Genomic DNA, 26,367 nt, shown 5'->3' on the forward strand with positions numbered 1-26,367 from the left:
TCCCGCCCGACCCTCTATCACCGTTGGCCCCCTCCCGCCCGACCCTCTAGGAGCGGCCGTGAAAGGTGATAGAGCATCGGGCCGAACAGGCGAATCGGTGAAAGAGGGTGCTATTTGCAGCCGCAGGACTGCCGGATGATCAGCTCGGTCGGCAGGATGTGGTGTTGCGGTTCTTCCGCTCGGTCCTTCCCCACCAAGGCCCGAACGGCGGCCTCCGCCATCAGCTGGACCGGTTGGGACACCGTGGTCAGTGCAGGCCAACTGTATTCGGAGTCCAAGGAACCGTCGAAGGACACCAACGCCATGTCTTCGGGCACCCGCACTCCGGCCTCGTGGAAGGCCCGGAGGATGCCGATGGCTTGCATGTCGTTGCTGGCGAAGATCGCAGTGGGCCGGTTGGACATGGACAGGAATCGCTTGCCGACTTCGTACCCACCAGGCCGGGTGAAGGGGCTGTGCAGCATTGGCCCGTCCGGCAGGCCCGCCTCACGCAGGGTGGCAAGCCAGCCCACTTCGCGCCCGTCCAACTGGTTTCCGGTATTGGTACCGATGGCCAGCCCGATGTTCTTGTGACCATGCCCTATCAGGTGCTCGACGGCGGCACGACCACCGGCTTCCAGATCCACGCCCACGCTGGCAAAACCCGGAGGAGATCCTGCGTTGTTCAACAGGACCGACGGGATTTCCGAGGCTTCCAACTCCGTGACATCGGGGTCGAAGACGCAGCTGGCCAGGAAGACGCCGTCCACCTGTCGTGCGGCCAAGGTACGGATGTTCTTGCGCTCACGGGTCAGGCTGCCATCGGAATTGGTCAGCACCATTCCGTAGCCCAGTTCCGATGCCGCCTCTTCCACGGCATGGGCAAGATGCGTGAAGAAGGGGTTGGTGTTGTCCGGCACCACAACGCCGATGGTCTCGCTGGACCCCAGCTTCAACGCCCGCGCCGCCGCGTTGGGACGGTACCCGAGGATACGGATGGCGTCGCGCACTTTGGCTTCCGTTGCCGGCGCAACGTTCTTAGGACCACCGTTCACCACATAACTCACGACGGCGGTACTCACCCCGGCGTACCGGGCCACGTCTTTGCGTGTTACCGGGCCGCGCGGGGTTTGTACTGCTGAAGTGGTCATGGGGTAAATGCTAGCTAGTGGATGGGAGCATCACCGAAGTCGCGGATGGGAAGACGCTCACCGCCGCGGAGGGCGGACTCGTGGGCGATGATCCCAGGGAGGGTGAACCGGGCCGCCACCCAGGCGTTGACCGGTGGCAGTGTCCGGTTGTTCACCGCGGTCACAAAGTCATCCACAAGGAACTGGTGGCTTCCTTCGTGCCCGTTGGGTGCACCGAGGAACTCCTGGGGTAGGCGGGACTGGTCATGGACGGGCGCCAGGCCCGAGATGAAGGCATCGCGCAGTTCCGGTGCCACATCTGCCAAGGACGGATCATCGGCAGACATGGTCGGCTTGGTTTCCACCTGTTCGGAGACGTCCTCCACAGTGGACTTGTCCTGCCAGACCGTGGTGGTGGCTAGTTGTTCAAAACTGGCGTCCGTGCCGAAGAAGCGGAAGCGGGACTCCCGGATATGCGAGGGATAGCCGACGCGGCGCATCTCGTTGGTGCGCATCGCACCGCCGTCGTTCATTTCGAACAAAGCCGTGGCGTTCGAAAAGTCGTTGGCGAACATGCTGACGTTTTTGTCGAAGACGCCGTCGCCGCGCTGGTCCTTCACGCCGATGCAGCTGACACTGACGGCGTGGCCCGGCACGGCGCCGAGGACACCGCCGATGGCGTGCGTCGGGTACAGCATGGGCGGGTAGCTGGCGGTTTCCTTCCACCGTTCTCCACCGCTGTACTGGTAGGCCTCGTAGAATCCCAGATCCATGTCGTGGACGTAGTCGCCCTCGGTATAGAAAATCCGGCCGAACTTGCCGGCTGCATGCTGCTGCCTGGCGTAGACCGTGGCGGGGTTGTAGTAGCTGGTCTCCCCCATCGCGTAGACCAGTTTCGTCTCTCGGACGGCCTCGATGATGCGAGCGATTTCCTCCTCCGAGATCGCCATCGGCACCGCCGAATAGACGTGCTTTCCGGCGCGCAGCGCACGCTCCACCAAAGGACCGTGGGTCCACCGCTGCGTGAAGATGGCGACAGCATCGACGTCGGACTCCAACAACTCATCAAAGCTGGCTTTGACACCATCCAAGCCCCAGCGTTCCTGGGCTGCGGCGGCGCGCTCCGGGAGCTCATCCACGGCGTAGACCGCGCTGACACCGGGGTGGAGCTTGAACAAATGTGCGAACTGGCTGCCGAACTGTCCGACACCCACTACACCGATCGAAAACGTCATTGTTTACCTTTCCTTGAAGCTGCCGCGCAGCCCATCGAAGCGTCCCCTTTTAGGTTTCACATGAGTCTTCCACCGCGATCTACACGAGTCAACAGATAGAACACATTCGAACATTTCTCACCAAAAATTGCCGTCAACCCTTGTGCTGATCAAATCTACTCGTGTAGATTCCAGTCCAGGTTGTTATTCACATCACAGTCAGGAAAGGGTCGACGATGACCACGCTAACCAAGCAACCGGGGAAAGCTTCGGGGCGTTCCGGAGCCAACCACGGACGCAAGCTTCAACCCGCCAAACGGAGCATGACCAGCCGTCTCGGCGACCTCAGAATCGCCCTCTTCTTTATCTTCCCGGCGCTCATTGGCTTCGTGGCGTTCTTCCTTATCCCCACCATCCGCGGTATCTACCTCAGCTTCACCGAATACAGCATCCTGGGCGAGCCCACCTGGATCGGGATCAAGAACTACACCGCCATCTTCGCCGACGAACTGTTCTGGAACGCCATGGGCGTCACGCTCCAGTACGTCGCACTCAACATCGGATTCCAGACCGTTATCGCCCTGGGCCTGGCCCTGCTGATGCACCGCGTCGCCAAATCCACCTTCATTCGTGGCGCGCTGCTGCTGCCATTCCTGGTGGCCAACGTGATCGTCGCCCTCCTCTGGTTCTGGATGCTCGACTATCAACTGGGCATCGTCAACGAAGTCATGAGCTGGGTGGGCCTCCCCCGCGTCGCCTTCTTCGGCAGCGAACAATGGGCTATCCCCACCATCGCCTTCGTGAACGTCTGGCGGCACATGGGGTACACCGCGCTCCTGATTTTCGCCGGCCTGCAATCCATCCCGAACCACCTCTACGAGGTAGCAAACCTCGACGGCGCGTCCCCGGCCCGTACGTTCCGGAGCATCACCATGCCGCTGCTCCGCCCCGTATTGGTACTGGTGCTGGTGGTCACCGTGATCGGTTCCTTCCAAGTGTTCGACACCGTGGCCGTCACCACCAACGGCGGACCCGTCAACGCCTCCCGCGTCATCCAGATGTACATCTACCAAAAAGCCTTCGGGGAATCCGACTTCGGCTACGCATCCGCCCTCTCCGTGATCCTGTTCGTCATCCTCGCCCTGGTGGCCTTCGTGCAAATGAAGTTCCTCAAAGGCAACGAATCGGACCTGGACTAAGCCGGATGTGGACTAAGGAAACCGCCATGACTACCTCAACCCTTCCCCGCAATCGCCGCAAGAAGCCCCTCAATTGGCGCCGGATCGGCGCGTGGGTGCTTGTCGCCGTCGCCGTCGCCGTGACCGTTGCCCCGTTCCTCTGGATGCTGCGGACGGCACTGTCGAGCAACAGTGCACTGGCCTCCAACGCCGGGAACCTCCTGCCCGCCGACTTCAGCTGGGGCGCTTTCAAGCGCGTCCTGGGCCTGCAGACCACCGAAGAGGCAATCGCCGACGGCGGTTCCGGCGCGGCCATCAACTTCTGGCTCTACCTCCGGAACTCGGTCATCTTCGCCAGCATCACCACAGCCGGCCAAGTGTTCTTCAGCGCTATGGCCGCCTATGCCTTTTCACGGTTGCGCTGGCCGGGCCGGAACAAAGTGTTCGCCGTCTTCCTGACCACCATGATGGTCCCGCCGATCTTTACGGCGCTGCCGAACTTCCTCATGATCAAGAACCTTGGGCTGTTGAACACCATGGCCGGGATGTCCCTGCCGTTCCTGTTCATGACCCCGTTCGCCATCTTCTTCCTCCGCCAGTTCTTCCTCAGCATGTCCCGCGAGGTGGAGGAAGCGGCAATGCTCGACGGCGCCAAGCACCTGCGCATCTTCTTCCAGATTGTGCTTCCCAACGCCGCAGCCCCTATCGCCACGCTGGTGCTGCTGACCTTTATCGGTCAGTGGAACGAGTACTTCTGGCCGCTGCTGGTGGGCCAGGACGAGAACGTCCGGGTGCTCACCGTTGGCCTCAGCGTCTTCAAGTCCCAGTCCCCCCAAGGCGCCCTGGACTGGTCCGGGCTCATGGCCGGGACCCTGGTCGCAGCGCTCCCGATCTTCCTGCTGTTCATCGCCTTCGGCAAGAAGGTAGTCAACTCCATCGGATTCTCCGGAATCAAGTAACCCGCATCCCCTCTTGAAAGGTTCGTCATGAAGAAAACCCTCGGCGTCGCCGCTGCTGCCGCCGCCATCGCCCTGACCCTGTCCGCCTGTGGCGGTTCCGCCCCCGCCTCCACCGAGGCCAAGGGTGAAATCAATTACTGGCTCTGGGACGCCAACCAACTCCCGGCGTACCAGCAATGTGCCAACGACTTCACCAAGGCCAACCCGGACATCAAGGTCAAGATCACCCAGCGCGGTTGGGACGATTATTGGACCACCCTGACCAACGGATTCGTTGCCGGAACAGCCCCGGACGTCTTCACCAACCACCTCTCCAAGTACCCGGAATATGCCGCCAAGAAGCAGCTGCTGTCCCTGGACGAGGCCGTGGAGAAGGACGGCATCAAGCTGGACGCCTACACCAAGGGACTCCCGGAACTTTGGGTAGGCCAGGACGGCAAGCGCTACGGCCTGCCGAAGGACTGGGACACCGTGGGACTCTTCTACAACAAGGCCATGACGGACGCCGCCGGAATCTCGGCAGAGCAGATGGCTTCGCTTGATTGGAACCCGAAGGACGGCGGCAGCTACGAGAAGGCCATCGCCCACCTGACTGTGGACAAGAACGGCAAGCGCGGCGACGAATCGGGTTTCGACAAGAACAACGTAGCCACCTACGGACTGGGCCTGACGGGCAGTGGTTCGGGACAGGGCCAGACCGAGTGGAGCTTCCTCACCGCCACCACGGGCTGGACCGCAACTGATAAGAACCCGTGGGGCACCAAGTTCAACTACGACGACCCCCGCTTCCAGGAAACCATCGCCTGGTGGGCCGGACTGGTGGACAAGGGCTACATGCCCAAGCTCGAAACCACGGTGGGCGCAAGCATGCCGGACAGCTTCGGTGCCGGTAAGGCTGCCATCAACACCAACGGTGACTGGCTGATCGGACAATACCAAACCTACAAGGGCATCCAAACGGCCTTCGCCCCCACTCCCAAGGGCCCTGATGGCAAGCGCGCGTCCATGTTCAACGGCCTGGCCGACTCCATCTGGGCAGGCACCAAGAACCCCGGAGCCAGCGTCAAATGGGTTGAATATCTCGGCTCCACGGCCTGCCAGGACGTGGTGGCCAGCAAGGCCGTCGTGTTCCCAGCCATCGCCAGCTCCTCCGAGATCGCAGCCAAGGCCTTCGCTGACAAGGGCACCGACGTCTCGGCCTTCACTACACACGTGAAGGATGGCACCACGTTCCTCTTCCCGATCGCTGACAAGGCTGCCAAGGTGGATGGCATCATGAAGCCAGCAATGGACGCTGTCATCTCCGGCAAGAAACCTGCTTCCTCGCTGACTGAAGCCAACGACCAGGTCAACAACCTCTTCAAGTAACCCCACCCGTTGTGAGGCCCGCTCTGCGCGTTATTTCCTTCGCGAAGCGCGCAGAGCGGGCCCCACAACTCCCCATATGACCCGATTTGAAAGTGACTCACATCCATGCAACCGCTCCATCTCCGTTCCGCAGGTACCAGCCTGGTGATCAGCACCCACCGCGGAGAGGCTGAGATAACCCACTGGGGAGCTGACCTGGGCGACGCCCTGCCTGACCTGGCGATCCTCAACGAGCCCATCCCGCCGTCCTCGATCGACGCGAATGTTCCTGCGGGACTCCTCCCGCAGGCTTCGTCGTCGTGGCAGGGCCGGCCCGGGCTTCGCGGTCACCGGATATCCGAAGGCGTACCCGGCTTCGATTTCTCAGTACGCCTTCGCATGGTGAGTGCGACGACGGACGGCACCACCGCCGTCGTGATTCAGTCGGATCCCGACGCCGGTATCACGGTGACCAGCAACCTCACCCTGCACGCGGGCGGGCTTCTCGAACTCAAGCACACGGCCAGCAACGACGGCACGTCGCCCTTCCAGCTGGACGAGTTGGCGACGATGCTCCCGGTGGCGCCGGACGCCGTCGAACTTTTGGACCTGACCGGACGCTGGTGCCGCGAACGCCACCCGCAGCGCCGGGCCATCCAGCAGGGAACGTGGGTCCGAACGGGCCGGCACGGCCGCACCGGGCACGACTCCTCGCTCCTGCTCGCCGCGGGAACGGCCGGCTTCGGCAACAGGCACGGCAAGGTCTGGGCAACGCACCTGGCGTGGAGCGGGAACCATGAGCAATTCGCGGACAACGTTGCGGACGGGCGAACCATGGTGGGCGGTTCGGAGCTCCTGGGACCCGCCGAAGTGGTGCTCCAGCCCGGCGAAAGCTACACCACCCCTGCACTGTTCGCGGCGTACTCAGACCGCGGCCTGGATGGCATCACCGAGGCGTTCTACAGCTGGTTCCGCGCGCGGCCGCATCACGTCGGTGCGCTTTCGGGCAAGCCGCGTCCAGTGGTCCTCAACACCTGGGAAGCGGTCTACTTCGACCACAATCTGGATACCCTGGTCGAGCTGGCCGAGTCGGCTGCAGACCTGGGCGTCGAACGGTTCGTGCTCGACGACGGCTGGTTCCGCGGGCGCCGCGACGACCACGCCGGGTTGGGCGACTGGTACGTGGACCAAACTGTGTGGCCCGACGGGCTGACACCGCTCATCGACGCCGTGACCTCGCGCGGCATGGAGTTCGGGCTGTGGGTGGAGCCGGAAATGGTCAACCTCGACTCCGACATTGCCCGGGCTCATCCCGAGTGGATCGTGGGTCCGTCCGCGGCTTCGCACAAGGACGGTGGCCGGCTGCCCCTGGAATGGCGGCAGCAGCACGTCATCGACCTGGTGAACCCGGAGGCCTGGAGCTACGTTTTCGACCGGATCGACGCGCTCCTGCGCGGCAACAACATCAGCTACCTCAAGTGGGACCAGAACCGCGACCTCCTGGAGCACGGTCATGCCGGCCGGGCCTCGGTCCATGAGCAAACGCTGGCGGCGTACCGGCTCTTCGATGCTCTCCGCGAGGCACACCCGGAGGTTGAGATCGAGAGCTGCTCCTCCGGTGGCGGACGCGTGGATCTGGGAATCCTCGAGCGGACGGACCGGGTGTGGGCATCCGACTGCAACGACGCCCTGGAGCGGCAGACCATCCAGCGCTGGACCGGCGTGGTGGTTCCGCCGGAGCTGGTGGGCGGGCATGTCGGGCCCACTACGTCTCACACCACCGCCCGCACGCACGATCTTTCGTTCCGGGCCATCACGGCCTTGTTCGGTCACTTCGGCATGGAGTGGGACGTCCGCTCGGTCACCGGAGCCGAGCGTGAGGAACTCAAGCGCTTCATTGCTTTGTACAAGGAACACCGCGGGCTTATCCACAGTGGACGAATGGTGCGCGCCGATGTGCCGGACGAGTCGCTGATGGTGCACGGCGTTGTCGCGGACACGCACGACGGCGGCACTCCCACAGGTGCCACGGCCGCACTTTTCGCTGTGGTCAAGACCCGCACAGGCTTCGCCGAGCAGGTGGGCCGGGTGGCGATTCCGGGGCTGGATCCCTCGCGTTCCTATCGTGTCGAGGCGATCTTCCCGTCTCCGGGAGACGCCGACTACGGGCACACGTTCATCGAAGCCAAGCCGGCCCCCTGGCTGGCAACCGGTGCCGAAGCATCGGGGCGTTTCCTGGGCGAAGTGGGGCTCCCTATGCCCGTCCTGCATCCGGAGCACGCCATCGTTCTGCGGCTCACAGCCCTCTGACGCTCGTTACCTTTTTCGTAGCCTGTTTCCTGGTGCAGGATATGGGTGTGCTGGCCTGCTGATCCCGGCATGATTGTGACGCTCTGTCAGTCGATGATCTTGAGAGTGTTGTCACCGGGGTTGGTAGGTGCCGGGAGACCGCTGATAGGGGCAGGACAGTTCGGGAACGTCGTGCGTAACGTGGGTGCCGGGTCCTGACACCGATGGTGGGCCAGTGGAGGTAGTTGACTACGACTGGAGGTGCCAGATGATCACGAACCACGACGGTGTCGAGGTGTTTATTGGGCTGGATGTTGGCAAGGGCGTCCATCATGCCGTTGCCGTGGATCGGGCCGGCAGGAAATTACTGGACCGGGCGCTGCCCAACGATGAAGCCAAAATCCGGGAAATCATCGCCGAACTTGTGGACGCCGGACGTGTGTTGCTGGTCGTTGACCAGCCAGCGACTATCGGCGCGTTGCCGGTAGCGGTTGCCCAGGCCGCCGGGGTGCTGGTCGGCTACCTGCCGGGGCTGGCGATGCGCCGGATCGCGGATCTTCACCCCGGAGAGGCGAAGACCGATGCCCGGGACGCGTTCATCATCGCCGAGGCCGCCAGGACCATGCCGCATGCCCTGCGCTCGGTTCAGTTGGTCGATGAGCAGCTCGCTGAGCTGAGCATGCTTTGCGGGTTCGACGAGGATCTGGCCAAGCAGGCCACGGCGACTTCGAACCGGATCCGTGGGCTGCTCACCCAGATCCACCCAGCTCTGGAAAGGGTGCTGGGACCCTACATGGACCACCCGGCGGTGCATGACCTGCTGCGGACCTGGCCTACCCCTGAAGCGCTCCGTCACGCGGGCCGGCGCCGGATCGGGACCCGGCTGAGCAAACTCGCGCCGCGGATGGGTGAACGTCTTGCCGATGACATCATCGAGGCCTTGGGCCGGCAAACAGTCACTGTCGTAGGAACGAACGCCGCGACCATCGTGCTGCCCCAGCTCGCGGCCATGCTCGCCGGGCTCCACGAAAGCCGCGCCACGGTCCTCACCCAGGTCGAAGCTCTCGTGGAGGCCCACCCTCTTCACCCGGTCCTGATGTCTCTGCCGGCCGTGGGCATCAGGACCGCCGCACGAATCCTCACCGAAGTCGCCGGGAAAGAGTTCCCCACCGCCGGGCACCTGGCCTCTTACGCCGGGCTGGCCCCCGTCACCTGGCGATCCGGGTCCTCCATCCGCGGCGACCATTCCTCAAGAAAAGGCAACAAAGTCCTCAAACGAACCCTGTTCCTCTCCGCATTCGCTGCGCTCCACGACCCACCGTCCCGGGCATACTACGAACGCAAACGAGCCGAAGGAAAACGCCACAACCAAGCACTCATCGCCCTCGCACGACGACGCTGCGACACCCTCTACGCCATGCTCCGCGACGGCACCCTCTACCAACCCCCAACACCCAAAACCGCTTGACGAAAAACATAGGGACACTCTCACCTATCGACGGTCTCCCGGGAACCTTCTCTCACCTACCGACGGTCTCCCGGGAACCTTCTCTCACCTACCGCCTGCGTTAGACCGCGTCGGCCAGGTAATCGATGGCCAGCTTGTAGCCCAACACTCCAGCGCCGACGATGATCGCAGTACAGACACCCGACAGGTACGAGTGGTGGCGGAACTCTTCACGCTGGTGGACGTTGGTGATGTGAACTTCGACGGCGGGTAGCTGCACCGCTGCCAGGGCGTCCCGAAGAGCCACGGACGTATGGGTGTACGCCCCCGCATTGATGACAATCCCGACCGCTGTGCCACGCGCGGCATGGATGGCGTCCAGGAGATCGCCCTCGTGGTTCGACTGCACACAGTCAACGGTGAAGCCATGGGCTGCAGCCGCTGTCATGGCGAGTTGCTCGACGTCGGCCAGAGTGGACGTGCCGTACTTTTCGGGCTCGCGGGTACCCAGCAGATTCAAGTTGGGGCCGTTGATCACAAGGATGGTACCGCGACCGGCTTCGGTGGCGGGAGTGGCTTCAGTCATGGCTCCCAATCTATAGCGGCAGGCGGGCGCCGGGGAATCGTGCCCAAGAGGTGAGAGAGCGTTGGCTCAAAACGCTCACGATGTGAGAGGGGGCCCGCCGAAACGCCGCGGAAGGTGAGAGAGGGACCGCTACTTACGGGTGCATTGACCGGCCGAGACCGGGCTGCTGAGGCCGGGTGCCTGTGCCGCCACCGGCTCCAGGTCCGCCATGGTGAGTGCGAAGCCAAGGGCGGCATCAGTGGTGGTCTTGGCGAAGATCAGTCCGGCCACTTGTCCCTGCATGGTCAGCAGGGGGCCACCGGAATTGCCCGGCTGGACGTCGCCGGCCAGCTTATAGACCAACTCCGGCGAGGGGTTGTTGCCGTAAATGTCAGGAACCAGGATGGTGGAAATCCCTTGCACGGTAGCCGGTTTCGACTGGAACGGACCGCCGTGCGGGTACCCGGCAAACGCCGCGGGGCTGCCATCGGGCAGGTCGGTGCCCAGCGGCAACGGACTGGACTGCAAGCCATCCACGGCCAGGACCGCGATGTCCCGCTGGGAGTCGAAGTAAACCACACGACCGGGCAACGCACCGCCGTCGGGAACTTCCACGACCGGCTGCGACACGCCCGCCACGACGTGGGCATTGGTGACGACGCGCCCGGGCGAAACGACGAATCCGGAACCGGTCTGGTTTTGGCCGCATTCGAAGGCGGTGCCTGCAATTTTGAGGACTGATTCGGCCGCTTGGTTCAAGGCCGGAGTGTCGGTTGACTCATTGGGAACGGGCACGGGAGTCACTGGTCCGATGCCCTCGATGAGCTGGGGAATTCCGCCACCAATCACCGTTGACCGCAGCTGGGCCATGGTGCTCTTGACGGGCGTCGGCGTGATGTTGTCGATGTAGCGGATAACCCTGGACTCGGCCAACTGCTGCGAAACGAACGGCACACCCAGCGAACTGACACTGAACGCCAGCATGGACATCACCAGCGCAGCCACCACCACGCTGACCGCACCGCCGATCAGCCTGTCCACCGCGTGCAGGGGCTTGATCCGCACAGCGTGGCGGATTTTGCGTCCGATCATGGTTCCCAGCCCATGACCCAAGGCGATAAGCACGACGGCGGCGCCCACCGTGGCGGTCAATCTCCAGCCGCTGTCGGTCACCCAGCCGCTGACGAGTGGGACGGCGACGAAAGCCGCGATGGCTCCGACCACAAATCCTGCAATTCCACCCAGGGTGACCATAAAGCCGTTGCGCAGGCCATAGATCAGGTAGGACAGCAGCATCAAGATCAATGCCAAATCCAATATCGTCAAGCCAAACACCAATGCTCCTCATAGCCGGGTAGCGCCAATTCTAGATGTTGACCCTGACAGCCCACCGTTAGTCCGGTCACGATCCGGAGCCGCTTATTACCCGTTTGAGGGCCGCCAACAGGCCTTGGATCGCCCCAAACCCGCGTAGTTTCAGCGTTTCACGTGCCAAGTACGTCACAGAAGCCCAAAAATTCTGAAACAATGGCTGAAGCGCCACGACCGAAACTTATATTCAGGAGATTTCATGGACATCGAGGTATTGCGCCGCGCACCCCTCTTCGCCACCCTTGACGACGACGCATTCCGCTTGCTGACGGACGAACTCACAGAGGTGGACCTCTCACGCGGGGCATCGGTGTTCCGCGAAGGCGATCAGGGTGACCAGCTCTACTTCATCGTTTCCGGCAAGGTGAAGCTCGGCCGCACCTCCCCCGACGGACGCGAGTCCCTGCTGGCCATCCTCGGCCCGGGCGAGCTCTTCGGCGAGATGGCCCTGTTCGACCCCAGCCCGCGTACCGCCACGGCCACCGCCGTCTCGGAGACCCGCTTGGCCGGGCTTAAGAACGAAAGCCTCAACGCGCTGCTCCGCACCCGCCCCGAGGTTTCCGCTCAGCTGCTGCAGGCCTTGGCACGCCGCCTCCGCCGCACCAACGATTCCCTGTCCGACCTCGTCTTCTCGGACGTTCCGGGCCGTGTTGCCAAGGCTCTCCTGGACCTGGCCGACCGCTTCGGCCGTCCGGCTACCGACGGCGTCCTGGTTGCCCACGAGCTCACGCAGGAAGAACTGGCGCAGCTGGTTGGCGCTTCCCGCGAAACCGTGAATAAGGCACTGGCTGAGTTCGTTCAGCGCGGATGGCTCCGCTTGGAAGCCCGCGCCGTTGTCATCCTCGACATGCAGCGCCTCCGCCAGCGTTCGCGCTAGGCGATTCAGCCAAGAGCCGCCCCGGTTTCGTACCGGGGCGGCTCTTTTGTTTTGGTTTGCCTTGCGTCACCGCTCGGCGCGAACCAGCCCGAAGAATGTTCGTATGTCTCCGGCCAGGAGCGATGGCACTTCCAATGCGGCGAAGTGCCCACCTTCCTCAAATCGACTCCAGTGCACGATGTTTGAGTTGTCCCGCTCGGCGAAGACACGGATCGTCTGAAAGTCGTCTTTGAAAACTGCCACACCGGTGGGCGCCCCGTTCACCTCTGGTTCGGCGTGGGTGCGGGCGTTGTCCAGGTAACTTCGGCTCATGCCTGCCGCAGCGTTCGCAAACCAGTTCACGGTCACTTCGGTAAGGATCTTCTCGAGCGGGACCAGTGAGGTACCGTTTCCGAACGAGTTGAACAACTCGCTGTAGGCCAGCAGCCCCACAGGCGAGTCACTCAGCCCCACAGCCACGGTCTGCGGACGGCTCGCGTTCATTGTGTTGTAGCCCCCGACAGACTGGAACCACTCCATATGGGCGAGCCCTGCGTAGTCTTGCGGTTCGAGCTTCTCGAACTCGGCCGGGTCACCGGATGGGAACGAGAAAAGCTGCAACACGTGGAGGCCAAGGAATCCGTCCGGGTTCAAGAGACCGAGCTCCCGGGCGACCATCGCGCCGTTGTCAGAACCGTGAATACCGTAGTGGGTGTAGCCAAGCCCGCGCATGAGAGCGTCATAGGCTCGGGCCACGCGTGCGGTGTTCCACCCGGACTCGGCCACAGGATTGGAGAATCCGTAGCCGGGGGCATCCGGGATCACTACGTCGAAGGCGTCCTCAGCCCGGCCACCGTGCGCCACGGGATCGGTAAGTTCATCGATCATGTCGAGGTAGTCGACGGATGAGCCAGGGTAGGTGTGCGCCAGGAGCAGCGGCGTAGCTCCAGCGTGTGGTGAGCGCACATGGATGAAGTGGAAGTGCTGTCCGTCGATCTCGGTGGTGAAGTGCGGAACGGCGTTGATGCGCGCTTCCTGGGTCCGCCAGTCAAAGCTGGTGGTCCACGCGTCCACGGCCTCGCGAAGGTAGGAGTTAGGGGTCCCGGCGTCCCAGTCATCAACAGGTGCCGTCCGGGGCAGCCGGGTCCGGGCGAGGCGCTCCATCAGATCATCAAGTTCGGCCTGGGGAACGTCCAGGCGGAAGTCGCGGATATCGATACTCGCTTCTGTGATATTCATCATGCTTAAGACGATACGGTCGATATAGGAACCCTTTCTTCCTAAAAGAATCAGGAATTTCCCACAATGTCTTCTACAGCTGAACGCCTCCTGGCCCTGCTTTCGCTCCTGCAGTCGCGGCCCGATTGGACGGGTACGGAACTCGCTCACCGCCTCGGCATTTCAACGCGCACGGTTCGCAAGGACATCGATCGATTACGCGAACTCGGGTACCCGGTGGATGCGACCCGCGGGACGACGGGAGGCTACCGCCTTGGTGCCGGCGGAAAGCTACCGCCGCTGCTCCTCGACGACGAGGAAGCCGTCGCCGTCGCTATTGGCCTCCGCACGGCAACCGGCATCGCCGGCATTGCGGAGTCGAGTGCCCGCGCCCTCGCAAAACTTGAGCAGGTGCTGCCGTCGCGGCTGCGGCCAACTGTTACGGCACTGTCGAATGTCGATCGCGCGCCCGAGAACAACGGGACAGACGCGGAAGATCCCGAAGTCAACCACGCAGTTCTCGCCGCCATTGCCGCCGCCATCCGCGACGTCGAGTGGTTCCGGTTCGATGACCGAGGTACGCCCAGGCTTGTGGAGCCTTATCGGCTGCTGAGTTGGCAACGGCGCTGGTACTTGGTGGGGCGTGACCCTGCCTCTGATGAATGGGGCGTCTTCCGCGCAGACTGGATTGAACCGCGGCTGCGTACCCGACGTCGGTTCTCCCCGTTACCCCTGCCGGGCGGTGACTACACCGCGTTCGCGATGCAATCGATCGCCGCCAGCGGTTGGAAAGTGCATGCCCGCCTTCGCGTAGCTGCTCCTGCAGAGGCGGTCCTGGCTCGAATCAACCACGCTGTGGGGGTGGTGGAGTCGATCTCCGATACCGAGTCCGTCTTGGTTACTGGCGCCGACAGCCTCGAAACCATCGCCGCCTACATCGGCATGCTTGGCATGGATTTCACAGTCGAGTCGCCAGCTGCCCTGGTACCCCACTTGAGGCATCTCGCAGACGTCTACCTTCGAGCGATAAACGACGAACCGGCTACGGCTACCGACAGAAAGTGAGCGAGCGTTCGCCCAAACCCAACGGGAGGTGAGAGAGCGACCCACTCAAACAGGCGATCGGTGAGAGAGCGTCGGAATGGGGCTTTAACGCTCCCGCTGGGGCTCTCCAGCGATGGTCCGGGCTGCTTCGACCTCAAGCATCAGGATTCCGCCCTCGTCTACGAGTTTCGCCTGGTACACATGGGCTTTGCGCTTGTAGCTCAGGTAGGCGATGCAGCCGTTGGAGGCAGCCATCTTCTCGAGCATGATCTCGGAGCCGGGTACCAGGAGCTGGCCGAGGGTGAGGCCAACGGTGTTTTGCTGGCCTACTTCGTCTCCGAGCGCCGGGGTCTCGCGGAGGGCAACCGCTTCGGCCGCGGTGACCCAGCGCCCCCACACGCCCTTGCTGCCAAGGATGCTGGGCTGTTGGTTCACGGGGACGGTCGCGGCGAAGTAGCGCGTATTGAAACGGGTGTGGGCAAAGTCCGGGCTGAGCCAGTTCACCAAGGGCTTCAGAAGGTCAGTGCGAAGGGAGAGTCCACGTTTGGAGAGCATCTCCGTGAAGGACTTCTCCTGGGCTGCCACGGCTTCGCGGGCGCGCATCCAGTCCACAGTGGAGTTGGCCTCAACGGTGGATGATGCGTCGGGTCCCGCGAGCAGGACGCCGGTCTCTTCGAAGAGTTCGCGGATGGCGCCCACCACGTGGCGGCGGGCGAGTCCGACGTCGTCCGTTCCCATGTGCTCAGCCCACTGCTGGGGTGAGGGGCCAACCCACCCTACGGGGTCGTCGTCGGACGGATCCAAAGATCCACCCGGGAACGCGACAACGCCCAACGGCGAGGAGCCTGGCCTGTAACCAAGCCAGGTTTCCAAGCCGGTGGGCGAGTCGCGCAAAAGCACAACGGACGATGCAAAGCGGGCGGCCCTGGGGGTCCGCTCGCCGAGCTCAAGCCAGTTCCGTGCTGCCCCTTCGAGTTCGGGAGGCAGTACAAACAGGCGGCGGGCAAGCTGCGGCAATTGGGTGAACCGGTTCCTTAGCTGAATTCAGCAATGAGCTCGACTTCAACAGGAGAGTCGAGCGGCAGGACAGAAACGCCGACGGCGGAGCGTGCGTGCTTGCCGGCGTCGCCAAAGACCTGGCCGAGGAGTTCGGACGCACCGTTGATGACGCCGGGCTGGCCGGTGAAGGTTGGTTCCGAAGAGACGAAACCGACAACCTTGACGATGCGGGTGATGCGGTCGAGGTCGCCGATGACGCTCTTGACTGCTGCCAGGGCGTTAATGGCGCAGACGGCGGCGTAGCGCTTGGCGTCGTCGGGATCAACGGTGGGCTCGTCGGAGGTGCCCAACTCACCGAGGGAGACCTTGCCCTTAGCTTCGAGTTTGCCGTTAATAAAGGGCAGCTGTCCGGAGGTGTAAACGTAGTTGCCGGAGACGATGGCCGGCACGTAGTCGGCAACAGGGGCGGCGACCTCGGGGAGGGTCAATCCGAGCTCGGCCAGTCGCTGCTCAACAGCGGACGTGGGGGCGCCGGATTCCGCGGGAGACGTGGTTTCTGCGGGGGTGGTCATGGTTACTGCTTCTCCCTCTTCAGGTATGCAACAAGGCCTTTGCCATCGGGGCCACCGACGACCTGGACAAGCTCCCAGCCGTCTTCGCCCCACTGGTCCAGGATCTGCTTCGTGGCGTGAATAATGAGCGGAATCGTGGCGTACTCCCATTTGGTCATGACAGAAAGCCTAGCCCTTGCCGGTAAAGTGGAAAACATGGTGACTCGCAAGAACCCACTATTCGACACTGCCACCACCCTCGGAAAGATTCTAGGCTTCCTTGGTGTGAGCGCGATTTGTGGCGTCCTCGTGGCGGGCCTCTTGGTCCCCGCAGCCGCCGTTTCGGGCAGTGCCGCCAGTGGTTCAATCCAGTTCTTTGACACTCTGCCGGCGGAACTCCAGGTGGATCCGCCCAGCCAGAACACAACGATCCTGGCGAAGGACGGTTCGCCGATCGCCTCGATCTATGCGGAGAACCGGACCAAGGTCCCGCTGGACTCGATGAGCCCGTATATCAAGGACGCTGTCATCGCCATCGAGGACAGCCGTTTCTATGAGCACGGCGGTATCGACACCACCGGCATCATGCGAGCCATCGTCAGCACCGCCCGCGGCAACAAGCAGGGCGCGTCCACCATCACGCAGCAGTACGTGAACAACGTCATCAACGAGTCCCTGGTGGCGTCCGACCGCGAAGAAGACGTCAAGCTCAATGGTGGCGGCAAAGGCGTGGGCGACAAGCTCCGCGAAATGAAGCTCGCCATCGCCCTGGAGAAGAAGTTCTCCAAGGAGCAGATCCTTGAGGGCTACCTCAACATCGTGTTCTTCAACCGTGACGCCTACGGAATCGAAGCTGCCTCCAAGTTCTTCTTCAGCACCACCGCCAAGGACCTGACACTTCCGCAGGCGGCCCTCCTGGCCGGCCTCGTGAACAGCCCCTCAGCCTTCGATCCCATCGCGAACCCGGACAACGCGCAGAAGCGCCGCGACCTCGTGCTCGCTGCCATGGTGAACCAAGGCAAGATCACGCAGGCCGAGTATGACGAAGCCGTAGCCACCCCGGTCACCACCAAGGTCACCCCGGCCCGTCAGGGTTGCGCGTACGCCACCATGGCGCCGTACTTCTGTGACTACGTCCTTCACCTGCTCTTCAACAACCCCGCCTATGGCGACACCACGGAAGAGCGCATCAAGCGCGTCCAGCGCGGCGGTCTTACCATCCAGACCACCCTCGATCCGACCGCCCAGACGGTCGCCCAGCAACAGGTCGATGCCACGGCTGGCGCCAACCCGGACAAGTGGGGCGCGTCCATCACCTCTGTTCAGCCGGGAACGGGCCAAATTGTCAGCATGGCCCAGAACACCGTCTGGCTCCCTCAAGAGGGCAAGTTCGATCAAACCCAGAACTTCAACGTCGACGTCCTGGATTCCAATGGAAATGACCTCAACGGCATTGGTGGCTTCCAGCCCGGCTCGACGATGAAACCCTTCACGTTCGCCCAGTGGCTGAACGAGGGCAAGTCGATGAACACGAACATCAACGCAAGCGTCCGAAGGTACAAGCAGAACTTCCCGTGGAGGAACACCTGTCCTGCACCGACAGTGGGCTGGTACGACGCCACCAACGGTACCTTCGATCTTCAGAACTCAGACGAGGGTTATTACCGGAACATGACCGTCCTTTACGGCCTCATGAACTCCATCAACACCGCGACGTTTGCCTCTGCATCCCAGGTGGACCTCTGTGGCATTCAGGGCATCGTGGATGCCACCGGAATCCACGGCGGACTCCCCACCCGTGATGAAACCGGCAAGGTCACTGATCCGAACCCCCAGGTCCCGATGACCACACTGTCGAACCTGATTGGTGCAACCCAGACTGCGCCCCTGACCATGGCAGCCGCATTTGCAACCTTCGCTGCCGACGGCAAGTACTGCGAGCCGATCGCCATTACGTCGGTCAAGGACCAGTCCGGCGCGGAGCTGCCGGCCCAGTCCTCCAACTGCAAGGACGCCGTCAAGCCCGAGGTTGCCCGCGGCGTTGCCTACGCCATGCAGGAAGTGCTCAACGCGGGTTCGGGTTCCTTGATCCGCCCGGCGCTTTCCACGCGGAACAACTTCCCGGTAGCAGCCAAGACTGGTACCAACGACTCCAACGGCTCCACGTGGGTTGTTGGTTACACCACCGGGCTGGCAACGGCTTCCTGGTTCGGCGACCCGCTGGGTGACCAGCTCCGCCCGGGCCGAAACCTGACCGTCAACGGCAAGTTCTACCCCTCCATTGACGGTTACATGATTGCCGGTCCGCAGTTCACCAACTACATGTTGTCGGTGGCTCCCGCGTACGGAACCAACCCGTTCCAGGCTCCGCCTTCCAACTTGCTCGGCACGGCTGCCCCGCAGCGCAACACAACGCCGACACCAACAACGCCGAACCCCGCACCGTCCTCAGGAAACAGCGGCAACGGGAACAATGGCAATAACGGCAACGGCAACAACGACAAGGACTAAGCGTGTCCTTCCGTGATTCACTGGCAAACCGCGTCCGCACCGTCGGGCGCGGTTTCGCCGTCACTACAGCCCTTGGTACAACAGCCGGAGCGGCAGCAGCTGCCTATGGTTGGTGGGAGAAGGACCAGTTCGAGGTCCGCCAGGAAACACTTCCGGTCCTCCCCGAGGGTTCAGCGCCGTTCCGGGTCCTCCACCTGAGCGACATTCACTTCGTCCCGGGCCAGGACAAGAAGGCCCAGTGGCTCCAGTCGCTGGCCGATCTGAAACCCGATCTTGTGGTCAACACGGGCGATAACCTGAGCCACACCAAGGCCGTCGATCCCTTGATCCAGGCACTTCGCCCGCTGCTGGAGTTCCCGGGCGTTTTCGTGCCGGGGTCCAATGACTACTACGCGCCAAGAATCAAAAACCCGGCCGGATACTTCCGCGGGCCCTCAAAGCTCAAGACTGAACCCATCAAGCTCGACTGGCCCAAGCTCCGGTCAGCCTTCGGCATGGGCGGTTGGATCGATCTCACCAACCGCGCCCAGTCAGTGGTCCTCAACGGACTCCGCTTCGATTTCTCCGGAGTCGACGACCCCCACCTCAAGCGCGAGCGGTACGCCGGCTGGCCCCGCGGAACCGTGAACCAGGACGCCCGCCCGCACCTCAAGGTCGGTGTCATCCATGCTCCGTACCAGCGCGTGCTGGACCACTTCACCGAAGCTGGAGCGGACGTAATCTTTGCCGGGCACACCCACGGCGGCCAGATCTGCATCCCTGGCTATGGCGCCCTGGTCTCCAACTGCGACCTCCCCACGTGGCGCGCAAAGGGACTCCACGACTGGGAAAGCAAGGAATTCACGACGCCGGTAAACGTCTCAGGCGGTATCGGCACCTCACGCTTCGCGCCGGTCCGGATCGCCTGCCGCCCGGAAGCAGTGCTGCTGACGCTCACGGCACGCAGCTAAACACCGAGGGATCATTGCGATCCTCAATAACTGGGTCAAACATTTCACCTACGTTGCGTAGTCCTGTGAAACGAATCACGCCATGGCATAGGGTAGTTGCTACGGGAAACTACCTCCGCACCATCTGAAGATCCAGCTGTTGAGAAGCGGGCATGTCCAAGCAAACGTCATTTTTCACCTCCGTCGGCCGGCTGTACCCTCATGTGCGGCCAATCCTCCCCCGCCTGTTCATGGGCCTGATATGCGCCCTGCTGGCAAGCATCGTGGCGCTGACGATTCCGCAGGTACTGCGGGTCCTCGTCAACAACTCCTTGCAACCCGGCGGTTCCACGGACGCAGTCTGGATTGCCGCCGTCGTGATCCTTGCGTTGGGTATTGCTGAAGCGGGGCTGGTGGCGTTGCGCCGGCAGTTCGTCATCAACCCCGCCACCACCGTTGAGACCCGGATGCGCGTAACGCTTTACGGGCACCTGCAACAGCTCACCGTGGCGTTCCACGACCGCTGGGGTTCGGGCCAATTGCTCTCCCGCGCCATGACGGACCTGAGCTTCCTGCGGCGCTGGATGGCCTTCGGCGCGATCATGCTGGTGGTCACGACGTTGACGGTGATCATCGGCGTCGGCGTGATGTTCTCCATGAGCTGGCAGCTCGCCCTGATCTTCCTGGGCGCGGCGGTACCGATCATGATCAACTCCTTCCGCTTCCGCCGCCGGTTCAGCCTGGTCACCCGGCTCAGCCAGGACCAGGCCGGCGACCTCGCCACCACCGTGGAGGAATCCGTCCACGGCATACGCGTCCTGAAGGCCTTTGGGCGCAGCCGCGAAGCGTTGGAGAACTTCAACGGCCAGGCCGAGGAGCTTCGGCAGACCGAGATCGCGAAGGCCAAGCAGCAAGCCGGCTTCACCTTGGTTGTTACTTTGCTGCCGGAACTTGCGCTGGGCGTCGGGCTGGTGGTGGGCATTATGCTTGCGGCCAGCGGCCAGCTGAGCATTGGCTCGCTGGTTGCCTTCTTCGCAACCGCCGCCGTGGTGGCCACTCCGGTGGAATTCTCGGGCATGCTGCTGGCGATGGCCCTGACCGCGAAGACCGCGTTGGACCGCCACTTCGAGGTCATGGACACGGAAAACACCATTACTTCCCCGGATCACGCCACGGTGCCGGAGACCGTGAAGGGCGTCTTGCGCTTTGAGCACGCGGGTTTCGGGTTCGACGACGGCGGGTCGCTCCTGCACGATCTCACCCTTGATATCCGTCCTGGCGAAACGATGGCCCTGGTGGGCATCACCGGCAGCGGCAAGAGCGCCATGCTCCAACTCGTCCCCCGCCTCTACGACGTCACCGAGGGTGCTGTGACCATCGACGGGGTGAATGTCCGCGACTACGACATCGACGAGCTCCGGAGGATCGTGGCCGTTGCCTTCGAGGACACCACCTTGTTCTCCAGTTCAGTGCGCGACAACGTCCTCCTGGGCGCTCCGGATCCCAGCGATGCAGCCCTGGATGAAGCCTTGGACGTGGCGCAGGCCCAGTTCGCCTACTCATTGCCCGACGGCGTGGACACGCTCATCGGTGAGGAAGGGCTGAGCCTGTCCGGCGGCCAACGCCAGCGCATCGCCCTGGCCCGGGCCATCGCGGCCAAACCGAAGGTCCTGGTCCTGGACGATCCCCTGTCCGCCCTGGATGTGAACACCGAGGAACGAGTGGAGGCCCGCTTGCGCGAGGTCCTCCGCGAGACCACCACACTGATCGTTGCGCACCGGCCATCCACTGTGGCTTTGGCGGACCGGGTGGCGTTGCTCGAAAACGGCACCATCACCGCCGTCGGAACCCATACGGAACTGTTGGCCGACAACGATCACTACCACTACGTCATCGCCAGCCTGGATACCGGTCCGAAGGACCTGGACACCGAACTGGACGAACTCGAAGAAGCTGAGGAGGCCCGCCGGTGAGTGCCACAACTTTTGGAACCGCCAACGAGGACAACACGCTCCTCACCAAGGCAGACAGCAAAGCCGTACGACGCCGGTCGCTCACCTTGCTTGCCTCGCTCATCCGCCCCGTGCGGTTGCGTTTCTGGCTGACGATCGCGATGGTGGTGGTCTCGCAGCTCACGCGGGTTGCCGGGCCGGCGCTGATCGCCTTTGGGATCGACAACGCCCTTCCCGCGCTGCAGGCAGGCGACAACGGCCCCTTGGTGCTGGCGGGTGCCCTGTATCTGGCAGCTGCCATCGCCACGGCCGGAATGACAGCACTGTATGTGACGTCCACGGCCCGCCTGAGCCAGGCCATGCTCCTGGATCTCCGGCTGCGCGTTTTCCGGCACACCCAACGGCTGAGCCTGGAATTCCACGAGAAATACACCTCCGGGCGCATCATTGCCCGGCAGACGTCGGACCTTGAAGCGCTCCGCGAACTCCTGGACTCCGGCGTCAGCTCCTTGGCGTCCGGCATGCTGTTCATGCTCTTCACGGCCATCACGGTGTTCGCGCTGGATTGGCGCAGCGGTCTGATCATGCTGGCTGCCGGAGTGCCCATGTTCTTCCTTGCCCGCTGGTACCAGAAGCACTCGCAGATCGCCTTCCGTGAATCCCGTGTGGTTTCAGCCCGGTTGATCGTGCACTTCGTGGAGACCATGACAGGCATCCGCGCAGTGAAGGCTTTCCGCAAGGAACCCGAGAATGCATCGCAGTATGGCGAGTTGGCCGAGGATTACCGTAAGAACACTGTCCGCTCCATCAACCTGAACGGCATCTTCCAGCCGGGCCTGGTGCTGATCGGGAATGTCTGCGTTGCCGTGGTCCTGCTGTTTGGTGGCTTCCGTGTGCTCAGCGGCGACCTCGCCGTCGGCGTCCTGCTGGCCCTGATCCTGTCGACCAAGCGCTTCTTCCAGCCCGTGGACCAGATGGCGATGTTCTACAACTCGTTCCAGAGCGCGCAGGCAGCATTGGAAAAGGTGTCGGGCCTCCTTGAGGAAGTTCCCACGGTCCGTCCGCCGAAGGCCCCGGTGCCGCTGAAGAGTTCGCGGGGCGAGATCGATTTCCAGTCTGTGGAGTTCGGGTACGGCGACGGCCAGGTAGTGGTTCCCACGATGGACCTGCATATCCCGGCCGGGCAAACCGTTGCGTTGGTGGGCCAAACCGGCGCCGGCAAATCGACGCTGGCCAAGCTCGTGGCACGCTTCTATGACGTCACGTCCGGGGCGATCACCCTGGACGGCATCGACCTCAGGGACTTGTCCACCACAGACCTGCGCCGCGCCGTGGTGATGGTGACCCAGGAAGCGTTCCTCTTCAGCGGATCAGTAGCTGACAACATCGCGCTGGGCCGGCCCGAAGCATCCCGGGCGGAAATCGAGGCCGCCGCGGTTGCTGTCGGGGCTCACGAGTTCATCACCAGCCTGCCCGAAGGCTACGACACTGACGTCAACAAGCGCGGTGGCCGGGTGTCCTCGGGCCAGCGCCAACTCATTGGTTTCGCCCGGGCCTTCCTGGCCGCACCGGCCGTGCTGATCCTCGACGAAGCAACGTCCTCCCTGGACATTCCGTCCGAGCGGATGGTCCAGCAGGGACTTGCGCAGCTCCTGGAAGGCGTGGCGGGTGGGAACTCTGTCCGGACGGCAATCATCATCGCCCACCGCCTCTCCACCGTGGAGACAGCCGACAGGGTCCTCGTGGTCCATGACGGCCGCATCGTGGAGGACGGGACGCCGGCCGAATTGATCAACGGAGGCGGACGGTTCGCCCAGTTGCACGGGGCCTGGCGGGACTCGCTGGTGTAGCTTTCCTGTGGGTCCAGGCAGTGACGAGGGACACTCCCTCCTCGATTTCGCATCACGGGACGTTTCGGCTATTCTTGAACAGTTGCTTTCGCAGCGGATCGGGATGTAGCGCAGCTTGGTAGCGCGCTTCGTTCGGGACGAAGAGGTCGCAGGTTCAAATCCTGTCATCCCGACCAAACACGAAAATGGCGTCGAGAAATCGGCGCCATTTTTGTTTGCCGGGACCTGTCCTGACCCCTTCATGCGGCCGCCGGCGAATAGTCCAGGCCACGCATACCCTTAGGGCAAAGAAAACCCCGGGGCGTCGCTCGTAACGCCCCGGGGTTTCTTCACTGCAGTTGATTTACATAGGATCCGGCCAGTTGCCGATGGACAACGTCGTGTACGTCGGCGGCGTGGATGTTGTGGACTTCGTCGGCGCAGCGATGCGCATGGGATCAGGCCAGTTGCCAATGGCACTGATGGTGCTGCTGGAGTCCACTGCCGGAGCAGCAGACACGACTGCGGGAGCCGCAACCGCTATTGTCAGTGCGCCCGCCACGGCCACTGAAGCGATGATTTTCTTGAACATGGTATTTCCCCAATGCGAGTCGGATTCGTTATGGAAATTGCGCGGTCCCTGTTGACATACATTGTAAAATGTTTTCCACAGAGACTGTCAAGGTTTAGGTCAAAAGACACCTGTAGGAGGGGACCCGTGGGAAACGGATTCGGCGAGAAGCTACGTGCCGAACGGCTCGAACGTGGGTTAACGCAGGCCGAGCTCGGCAAAAACCTGTATTCGCCCAGCTACATTTCGCTCCTTGAGACCGGCCGGCGTGAGCCCACAGCCGAGGTCATCGAAGAGCTGGCCCGCCGGTTGGAACTGGCGCCGAAGGCCTTGGAAGCGTGGAGCCAACCCGTTTCCGTAAGCGACGCCGAATACGTCCTCGCTGGACTCTATGCCCGGCAAGCCTGGGACCTTCGCGACTACCAACTCGCCGCCAGCCACGCTGCCACCGCCGCTCAGATCGCCCTTGAGGCCAAGAACAACAGCGCCTGGTGGAACATGACGTACATGCAGGCCGAGTGCGTGATGAAGCAGGGCCACCTCAAAGAATGCCAACAGATCGTTGAACATCTGCTGGAACATCCCATGGCCACCGAATCCGCAGGCCTCGGAGTGCGTGCGTGGCAGATGCTTGCCGCAGTGTGTCACGGACAAGGTCAGCTGGCCACCGCCGTCGAACATGCAAAGCAGGCAGTGAAGCTGTGCGAGCAGCTGCCCAAGGGATCCACCCTCATCATCGGAGCTCACCGCGCCCTGATCGGTGCCCTTGCCGAGAGCGGCAAGCTGGACGAAGCATGGACGTACTGCCTGGCCATGATCGATCACATGGACGAGCACTCCATGTCGCAGCTGGCCGGGGAAGTTGCCTGGGTGGTGGGCAACGTTGCCTTCATGCGCCACGACTACGTCGAAGGCATCAAGCACCACGAGCGTGCAGCCAAGCTGCTCTCCCCAGCCAACGACATCGAGCTGTGGGCCCGGTTCAACAAGGCCTCCGCAGCGGTCCGCTTGTCCTCGGGCATCGTGGAGCCGGAAACACTGTCCGCCATTGAGCGCGCCGAACTGGCGCTGTCCATCGTGGGCGGAAACAAGACGGACCAGCTGGAGGTCGCCTTCATTCGCGCCCGCTGGCTGTACCTGACCGGCGACATTCCTGCCGCCGTCGAGAAGCTCCGCGAAATCCATGCCGACCGAAAGGTCCTGGCCCGACACACCGCCGGCGAGGTTTCGCTGCTGCTGGGCAAGTCCCTGAAAGCAGCTGGGGAAGCCTCTGAGGCGCTGCAGTTCCTGGAAGAGGCCCAGCACGACTTCAGCGCTGCCGGGGCCTCTGACAGGGTCCAGCAGGCCATGGATGCCGTCCTCGAGATCCGCCTCGCCGAGCGCCGCGCCGCGAAGGAACACTCCGGAGCCTGAATTAACCCAATAAGTCGCAGTTAAGTACGTTTTGACCGCTCAAAACGTACTTAACTGCGACTCAGTTTGGTGCCTTAGGCGAAGGTGCGGCCTGTGAGCTTCTCGTAAGCCTCCACGTAGCGGGCACGGGTGCGCTCTACTACCTCGGCGGGCAAGGCCGGCGGGGGTGTGTCGGAGGACTTGTCCCAGCCGGACTCGGCGGACGTCAGCCAGTCACGGACATACTGCTTGTCGTATGAGGGCTGCGATTTGCCCGGCGCGTACGTGGACGCATCCCAGAACCGCGAAGAGTCCGGGGTGAGGACCTCGTCGCCAAGAGTGATGATGCCCGTGGCAGCGTCAATGCCGAACTCCACCTTGGTGTCGGCCAGGATGATGCCGCGTTCGCGGGCGATCTCCTCGGCGCGGGTATAGATCTTCAAGGTCAGCTCGCTGAGGCGGGCTGCGATGTCGTCACCCACCATTGCCACGACGTCGTCATACGTGATGTTGACGTCGTGCTCGCCTACCTCGGCCTTGGCCGAGGGAGTGAACAACGCCTTGTCCAGACGGGAACCGTCCACGAGGCCTTCGGGCAACGGGATCTCGCACACCGTGCCGGATTCCTTGTACTCAACCAGGCCCGAGCCAGTGAGGTAGCCGCGGGCGATGCACTCCACCGGGAACATGTCCAGCTTCTTGCAGATCATGGCCCGGCCCTCGACAGCGGCAGGAACGCCACCCTCAACTGTGGAGGCAAGCACGTGGTGTTCAACGTCCAGCTGGTCGAACCACCAGAGGCTCAACTGGGTGAGGACGCGACCCTTGTCCGGGATCTCGCTGCTGAGCACATGGTCGTAGGCGCTGATGCGATCGCTGGCAACCACCAGGACGCACTCCTGGCCGATCTTTTCCGTGATGGCTTCATCGGCAGGGACGTAAAGATCGCGGACCTTGCCGGAGTACACGTGCGTCCAACCCGGCAGGTCCAACGTTTCAGTTTCGAAGCCGCCCGTGGGTATTCCTTCAGTCATGC

General features: G+C 62.9%; 22 protein-coding genes and 1 tRNA gene. 13 read left to right on the forward strand and 10 right to left on the reverse strand.

Annotated elements, in window-relative coordinates:
* Positions 1-110 precede the first annotated feature (110 nt).
* Together J3D46_RS23020 and J3D46_RS23025 are read right to left on the reverse strand one after the other, a co-directional pair.
* A complete protein-coding gene (locus tag J3D46_RS23020) occupies positions 111-1,130 on the reverse strand; it encodes a LacI family DNA-binding transcriptional regulator (protein ID WP_231341820.1) in 1,020 nt (339 codons plus the stop codon).
* A gap of 14 nt (positions 1,131-1,144) precedes the next feature.
* The gene (locus J3D46_RS23025; RefSeq protein WP_231341821.1) at positions 1,145-2,344 is read right to left on the reverse strand and encodes a Gfo/Idh/MocA family protein; all 1,200 of its coding nucleotides are present in this window, start codon (positions 2,342-2,344) and stop codon (positions 1,145-1,147) included.
* Between the two features lie 215 nt (positions 2,345-2,559).
* Between J3D46_RS23025 and J3D46_RS23030 the strand changes: the two genes are divergently transcribed.
* From J3D46_RS23030 to J3D46_RS23050, 5 genes are all read left to right on the forward strand, one after another.
* Positions 2,560-3,522: a carbohydrate ABC transporter permease gene (locus tag J3D46_RS23030; protein WP_374110827.1), complete on the forward strand. Its 963-nt coding sequence runs from the start codon at positions 2,560-2,562 to the stop codon at positions 3,520-3,522.
* A 26-nt stretch (positions 3,523-3,548) separates the two neighbouring features.
* Complete coding sequence (locus J3D46_RS23035) at positions 3,549-4,460, forward strand: carbohydrate ABC transporter permease (RefSeq protein ID WP_159707050.1); 912 nt, start codon at positions 3,549-3,551, stop codon at positions 4,458-4,460.
* 27 nt (positions 4,461-4,487) lie between these two features.
* Positions 4,488-5,828 (forward strand): sugar ABC transporter substrate-binding protein, encoded by a 1,341-nt coding sequence (locus tag J3D46_RS23040; RefSeq protein WP_253469042.1) that lies wholly within the window; start codon positions 4,488-4,490, stop codon positions 5,826-5,828.
* Between the two features lie 105 nt (positions 5,829-5,933).
* Positions 5,934-8,117 (forward strand): alpha-galactosidase, encoded by a 2,184-nt coding sequence (locus J3D46_RS23045; RefSeq protein WP_253469044.1) that lies wholly within the window; start codon positions 5,934-5,936, stop codon positions 8,115-8,117.
* A gap of 247 nt (positions 8,118-8,364) precedes the next feature.
* Entirely contained in the window at positions 8,365-9,564 is a 1,200-nt protein-coding gene (locus J3D46_RS23050) for an IS110 family transposase (RefSeq protein ID WP_231339521.1), read from the forward strand.
* 100 nt (positions 9,565-9,664) lie between these two features.
* Here the strand turns inward: J3D46_RS23050 and aroQ are convergent, their stop codons facing one another.
* A complete protein-coding gene (aroQ, locus tag J3D46_RS23055; RefSeq protein WP_159707044.1) occupies positions 9,665-10,129 on the reverse strand; it encodes a type II 3-dehydroquinate dehydratase in 465 nt (154 codons plus the stop codon).
* A 129-nt stretch (positions 10,130-10,258) separates the two neighbouring features.
* Complete coding sequence (locus J3D46_RS23060; RefSeq protein ID WP_231341824.1) at positions 10,259-11,443, reverse strand: MarP family serine protease; 1,185 nt, start codon at positions 11,441-11,443, stop codon at positions 10,259-10,261.
* Positions 11,444-11,678: 235 nt separating this feature from the next.
* On the opposite strand from J3D46_RS23060, the gene J3D46_RS23065 reads away from it, so the two are divergent.
* Positions 11,679-12,356: a Crp/Fnr family transcriptional regulator gene (locus J3D46_RS23065; protein ID WP_011775987.1), complete on the forward strand. Its 678-nt coding sequence runs from the start codon at positions 11,679-11,681 to the stop codon at positions 12,354-12,356.
* A gap of 66 nt (positions 12,357-12,422) precedes the next feature.
* Here the strand turns inward: J3D46_RS23065 and J3D46_RS23070 are convergent, their stop codons facing one another.
* Positions 12,423-13,577 (reverse strand): epoxide hydrolase family protein, encoded by a 1,155-nt coding sequence (locus tag J3D46_RS23070; protein WP_305884641.1) that lies wholly within the window; start codon positions 13,575-13,577, stop codon positions 12,423-12,425.
* A gap of 63 nt (positions 13,578-13,640) precedes the next feature.
* Here J3D46_RS23070 and J3D46_RS23075 point away from each other — a divergent pair, with 63 nt between their 5' ends.
* Positions 13,641-14,618 (forward strand): YafY family protein, encoded by a 978-nt coding sequence (locus J3D46_RS23075; protein WP_253469046.1) that lies wholly within the window; start codon positions 13,641-13,643, stop codon positions 14,616-14,618.
* 84 nt (positions 14,619-14,702) lie between these two features.
* Here the strand turns inward: J3D46_RS23075 and J3D46_RS23080 are convergent, their stop codons facing one another.
* Genes J3D46_RS23080 through J3D46_RS23090 form a run of 3 tightly spaced genes read right to left on the reverse strand, consistent with a single transcriptional unit; the run spans position 14,703 to position 16,326 of the window.
* A complete protein-coding gene (locus tag J3D46_RS23080; RefSeq protein ID WP_253469048.1) occupies positions 14,703-15,614 on the reverse strand; it encodes an NUDIX hydrolase in 912 nt (303 codons plus the stop codon).
* Positions 15,615-15,631: 17 nt separating this feature from the next.
* Positions 15,632-16,168, reverse strand: a complete 537-nt coding sequence (locus J3D46_RS23085; RefSeq protein WP_231341827.1) for a RidA family protein — start codon at positions 16,166-16,168, stop codon at positions 15,632-15,634.
* Between the two features lie 2 nt (positions 16,169-16,170).
* A complete protein-coding gene (locus tag J3D46_RS23090; protein ID WP_011775990.1) occupies positions 16,171-16,326 on the reverse strand; it encodes a DUF4177 domain-containing protein in 156 nt (51 codons plus the stop codon).
* Between J3D46_RS23090 and J3D46_RS23095 the strand changes: the two genes are divergently transcribed.
* The 5 genes from J3D46_RS23095 (at position 16,325) to J3D46_RS23115 (ending at position 23,565) form a co-directional block, all read left to right on the forward strand.
* Positions 16,325-18,658: a transglycosylase domain-containing protein gene (locus tag J3D46_RS23095; RefSeq protein ID WP_253469050.1), complete on the forward strand. Its 2,334-nt coding sequence runs from the start codon at positions 16,325-16,327 to the stop codon at positions 18,656-18,658. The genes J3D46_RS23090 and J3D46_RS23095 overlap by 2 nt on opposite strands.
* A gap of 2 nt (positions 18,659-18,660) precedes the next feature.
* A complete protein-coding gene (locus J3D46_RS23100) occupies positions 18,661-19,608 on the forward strand; it encodes a metallophosphoesterase (protein ID WP_253469052.1) in 948 nt (315 codons plus the stop codon).
* Positions 19,609-19,760: 152 nt separating this feature from the next.
* Complete coding sequence (locus tag J3D46_RS23105) at positions 19,761-21,560, forward strand: ABC transporter ATP-binding protein (RefSeq protein WP_253469054.1); 1,800 nt, start codon at positions 19,761-19,763, stop codon at positions 21,558-21,560.
* On the forward strand, positions 21,557-23,389 hold the full coding sequence (locus J3D46_RS23110; RefSeq protein ID WP_253469056.1) for an ABC transporter ATP-binding protein: 1,833 nt from the start codon (positions 21,557-21,559) through the stop codon (positions 23,387-23,389). The genes J3D46_RS23105 and J3D46_RS23110 overlap by 4 nt, the downstream gene beginning before the upstream one ends.
* Positions 23,390-23,488: 99 nt before the next feature.
* Positions 23,489-23,565, forward strand: a tRNA-Pro gene (locus tag J3D46_RS23115).
* A gap of 167 nt (positions 23,566-23,732) precedes the next feature.
* Here J3D46_RS23115 and J3D46_RS23120 read toward each other — a convergent pair.
* On the reverse strand, positions 23,733-23,960 hold the full coding sequence (locus tag J3D46_RS23120; protein WP_253469058.1) for a hypothetical protein: 228 nt from the start codon (positions 23,958-23,960) through the stop codon (positions 23,733-23,735).
* A gap of 126 nt (positions 23,961-24,086) precedes the next feature.
* Between J3D46_RS23120 and J3D46_RS23125 the strand changes: the two genes are divergently transcribed.
* Positions 24,087-25,352 (forward strand): helix-turn-helix transcriptional regulator, encoded by a 1,266-nt coding sequence (locus J3D46_RS23125; protein WP_231341833.1) that lies wholly within the window; start codon positions 24,087-24,089, stop codon positions 25,350-25,352.
* 74 nt (positions 25,353-25,426) lie between these two features.
* On the opposite strand, the gene J3D46_RS23130 is transcribed toward J3D46_RS23125, so the two are convergent.
* On the reverse strand, positions 25,427-26,365 hold the full coding sequence (locus tag J3D46_RS23130; RefSeq protein ID WP_253469060.1) for a phosphoribosylaminoimidazolesuccinocarboxamide synthase: 939 nt from the start codon (positions 26,363-26,365) through the stop codon (positions 25,427-25,429).
* Positions 26,366-26,367 lie beyond the last annotated feature (2 nt).

Source organism: Paenarthrobacter sp. A20, assembly GCF_024168825.1.
In the GTDB taxonomy this organism is placed as follows: Bacteria; Actinomycetota; Actinomycetes; order Actinomycetales; family Micrococcaceae; genus Arthrobacter.

Excerpts from the sequence above, each read along its gene's own strand:
- J3D46_RS23045 (WP_253469044.1), top strand. The coding sequence starts at position 5,934 with ATGCAACCGCTCCATCTCCGTTCCGCAGGTACCAGCCTGGTGATCAGC.
- J3D46_RS23030 (WP_374110827.1), top strand. The coding sequence starts at position 2,560 with ATGACCACGCTAACCAAGCAACCGGGGAAAGCTTCGGGGCGTTCCGGA.
- J3D46_RS23025 (WP_231341821.1), bottom strand. The coding sequence starts at position 2,344 with ATGACGTTTTCGATCGGTGTAGTGGGTGTCGGACAGTTCGGCAGCCAG.
- J3D46_RS23090 (WP_011775990.1), bottom strand. The coding sequence starts at position 16,326 with ATGACCAAATGGGAGTACGCCACGATTCCGCTCATTATTCACGCCACG.
- J3D46_RS23070 (WP_305884641.1), bottom strand. The coding sequence starts at position 13,577 with ATGATGAATATCACAGAAGCGAGTATCGATATCCGCGACTTCCGCCTG.
- J3D46_RS23095 (WP_253469050.1), top strand. The coding sequence starts at position 16,325 with ATGACAGAAAGCCTAGCCCTTGCCGGTAAAGTGGAAAACATGGTGACT.
- J3D46_RS23105 (WP_253469054.1), top strand. The coding sequence starts at position 19,761 with ATGTCCAAGCAAACGTCATTTTTCACCTCCGTCGGCCGGCTGTACCCT.
- J3D46_RS23075 (WP_253469046.1), top strand. The coding sequence starts at position 13,641 with ATGTCTTCTACAGCTGAACGCCTCCTGGCCCTGCTTTCGCTCCTGCAG.
- J3D46_RS23065 (WP_011775987.1), top strand. The coding sequence starts at position 11,679 with ATGGACATCGAGGTATTGCGCCGCGCACCCCTCTTCGCCACCCTTGAC.
- J3D46_RS23120 (WP_253469058.1), bottom strand. The coding sequence starts at position 23,960 with ATGTTCAAGAAAATCATCGCTTCAGTGGCCGTGGCGGGCGCACTGACA.
- J3D46_RS23040 (WP_253469042.1), top strand. The coding sequence starts at position 4,488 with ATGAAGAAAACCCTCGGCGTCGCCGCTGCTGCCGCCGCCATCGCCCTG.
- J3D46_RS23035 (WP_159707050.1), top strand. The coding sequence starts at position 3,549 with ATGACTACCTCAACCCTTCCCCGCAATCGCCGCAAGAAGCCCCTCAAT.
- J3D46_RS23130 (WP_253469060.1), bottom strand. The coding sequence starts at position 26,365 with ATGACTGAAGGAATACCCACGGGCGGCTTCGAAACTGAAACGTTGGAC.
- J3D46_RS23020 (WP_231341820.1), bottom strand. The coding sequence starts at position 1,130 with ATGACCACTTCAGCAGTACAAACCCCGCGCGGCCCGGTAACACGCAAA.
- J3D46_RS23085 (WP_231341827.1), bottom strand. The coding sequence starts at position 16,168 with ATGACCACCCCCGCAGAAACCACGTCTCCCGCGGAATCCGGCGCCCCC.
- aroQ (WP_159707044.1), bottom strand. The coding sequence starts at position 10,129 with ATGACTGAAGCCACTCCCGCCACCGAAGCCGGTCGCGGTACCATCCTT.
- J3D46_RS23050 (WP_231339521.1), top strand. The coding sequence starts at position 8,365 with ATGATCACGAACCACGACGGTGTCGAGGTGTTTATTGGGCTGGATGTT.